2 rRNA genes are annotated in these 3,262 nt (G+C 52.1%); both read right to left on the bottom strand.

The features are described 5' to 3' along the window. Positions 1-19: 19 nt before the first annotated feature. A 5S ribosomal RNA gene (gene rrf / locus ACE1BR_RS09265) occupies positions 20-134 on the bottom strand. An 82-nt stretch (positions 135-216) separates the two neighbouring features. Next, positions 217-3,106, bottom strand: a 23S ribosomal RNA gene (locus ACE1BR_RS09270). Positions 3,107-3,262: the final 156 nt, after the last annotated feature.

A 3,262-nucleotide genomic window follows, 5' to 3' on the forward strand; every position in this document is an offset into this window, starting at 1 on the left:
CGGGGTTCTTAAATTGGGTGCCTGGCAGTGTCCTACTCTCGCATGGCGAATGCCACACTACCATCGGCGCTACCGCGTTTCACTTCTGAGTTCGGCATGGGATCAGGTGGTTCCACGGCGCTATGGCCGCCAGGCAAATTCTTCAATCTTGGAAAGCTGACGTAAGTAGTTCGCTTGGTATTTGCTACAAGCCTTAGAACACTTCTTGGGTGTTGTATGGTTAAGCCTCACGGGTAATTAGTATGGGTTAGCTCAACACGTCACCGCGCTTACACACCCCACCTATCAACGTTGTGGTCTCCAACGGCCCTTTAGGACCCTCAAGGGGTCAGGGATGACTCATCTCAGGGCTCGCTTCCCGCTTAGATGCTTTCAGCGGTTATCGATTCCGAACTTAGCTACCGGGCAGTGCCACTGGCGTGACAACCCGAACACCAGAGGTTCGTTCACTCCGGTCCTCTCGTACTAGGAGCAACTCCCTTCAATCATCCAACGCCCACGGCAGATAGGGACCGAACTGTCTCACGACGTTCTGAACCCAGCTCGCGTACCACTTTAAATGGCGAACAGCCATACCCTTGGGACCGACTTCAGCCCCAGGATGTGATGAGCCGACATCGAGGTGCCAAACACCGCCGTCGATATGAACTCTTGGGCGGTATCAGCCTGTTATCCCCGGAGTACCTTTTATCCGTTGAGCGATGGCCCTTCCATTCAGAACCACCGGATCACTATGACCTACTTTCGTACCTGCTCGACCTGTCCGTCTCGCAGTTAAGCTGGCTTATGCCATTGCACTAACCTCCTGATGTCCGACCAGGATTAGCCAACCTTCGTGCTCCTCCGTTACTCTTTGGGAGGAGACCGCCCCAGTCAAACTACCCACCAGGCACTGTCCGCGAGCCCGATTCAGGGCCCTGCGTTAGAACATCAAACATACAAGGGTGGTATTTCAAGGACGGCTCCAGCGCAACTGGCGTCACGCCTTCAAAGCCTCCCACCTATCCTACACATGTAGGTTCAATGTTCAGTGCCAAGCTGTAGTAAAGGTTCACGGGGTCTTTCCGTCTAGCCGCGGGTACACCGCATCTTCACGGCGAATTCGATTTCACTGAGTCTCGGGTGGAGACAGCATGGCCATGGTTACACCATTCGTGCAGGTCGGAACTTACCCGACAAGGAATTTCGCTACCTTAGGACCGTTATAGTTACGGCCGCCGTTTACCGGGGCTTCGATCAAGAGCTTCGCTTGCGCTAACCCCATCAATTAACCTTCCGGCACCGGGCAGGTGTCACACCCTATACGTCCACTTTCGTGTTTGCAGAGTGCTGTGTTTTTGATAAACAGTCCCAGCCATCTGGTCACTGCGACTCCCAACTGCTCCATCCGCAAGGGACTTCACTGTCAAGAGCGAACCTTCTCCCGAAGTTACGGTTCTATTTTGCCTAGTTCCTTCACCCGAGTTCTCTCAAGCGCCTTGGTATTCTCTACCCGACCACCTGTGTCGGTTTGGGGTACGATGACTTGTAATCTGAAGCTTAGAGGCTTTTCCTGGAAGCAGGGCATCAATGGCTTCCGCACCGTAGTGCGTTCGTCTCGTGTCTCAGTGTTGTGTCTCCGGATTTGCCTAGAAACACCACCTACGCACTTTCACCAGGACAACCGTCGCCTGGCCCACCTAGCCTTCTCCGTCCCCCCATCGCAATTACAAGTCGTGCAGGAATATTAACCTGCTTCCCATCGATTACGCCTTTCGGCCTCACCTTAGGGGTCGACTCACCCTGCCCCGATTAACGTTGGACAGGAACCCTTGGTCTTCCGGCGAGGAGGCTTTTCACCCCCTTTATCGTTACTTACGTCAGCATTCGCACTTCTGATATCTCCAGCATACCTCTCGATACACCTTCGCAGACTTACAGAACGCTCCCCTACCACTCATACATAAGTATGAATCCGCGGCTTCGGTGCCTGGTTTGAGCCCCGTTACATCTTCCGCGCAGGCCGACTCGACTAGTGAGCTATTACGCTTTCTTTAAATGATGGCTGCTTCTAAGCCAACATCCTAGCTGTCTGAGCCTTCCCACATCGTTTCCCACTTAACCAGAACTTTGGGACCTTAGCCGGCGGTCTGGGTTGTTTCCCTCTTCACGACGGACGTTAGCACCCGCCGTGTGTCTCCCGGATATTACTTACTGGTATTCGGAGTTTGCATGGAGTTGGTAAGTCGGGATGACCCCCTAGTCCAAACAGTGCTCTACCCCCAGTAGTATTCGTCCGAGGCGCTACCTAAATAGCTTTCGGGGAGAACCAGCTATCTCCGAGTTTGATTGGCCTTTCACCCCCAGCCACAGGTCATCCCCTAACTTTGCAACGTTAGTGGGTTCGGTCCTCCAGTTGATGTTACTCAACCTTCAACCTGCCCATGGCTAGATCACCCGGTTTCGGGTCTACACCTTGCAACTAGACGCCCAGTTAAGACTCGGTTTCCCTACGGCTCCCCTATACGGTTAACCTCGCTACAAAATGTAAGTCGCTGACCCATTATACAAAAGGTACGCAGTCACCCCGAAGGGCTCCCACTGCTTGTACGTACACGGTTTCAGGTTCTATTTCACTCCCCTCACAGGGGTTCTTTTCGCCTTTCCCTCACGGTACTGGTTCACTATCGGTCAGTCAGGAGTATTTAGCCTTGGAGGATGGTCCCCCCATATTCAGACAGGATGTCACGTGTCCCGCCCTACTCGATTTCACTTCAAGGTCGTTTTCATGTACGGGGCTATCACCCTGTATCGCTGGCCTTTCCAGGACCATTCCACTAACTTCCAAGAAACTTAAGGGCTAATCCCCGTTCGCTCGCCGCTACTGAGGGAATCTCGGTTGATTTCTTTTCCTCGGGGTACTTAGATGTTTCAGTTCTCCCGGTTCGCCTCTATTACCTATGTATTCAGTAATAGATACCCAGCTTATGCTGGGTGGGTTTCCCCATTCGGAAATCTGTGAGTAATAGCGTCTCTTACCGACTTCTCACAGCTTATCGCAGGTTAGTACGTCCTTCATCGCCTCTGACTGCCAAGGCATCCACCATGTACGCTTAGTCACTTAACCATACAACCCCAAGAAGTGTCGTCGAAACAACGCTTGCTTGTTGAAGTACAACAAGGACCAAATAAAATTTGGTTTTCGCCAAGAAGTTTCCAAAGCACTTGTAACAAATGTTTGAGAACTACTTTTTAAATCAGCTTTCCAGATTGTTAAAGAGCA

The organism is Aeromonas sp. MdU4 (assembly GCF_041929505.1).
Lineage (GTDB): Bacteria > Pseudomonadota > Gammaproteobacteria > Enterobacterales > Aeromonadaceae > Aeromonas.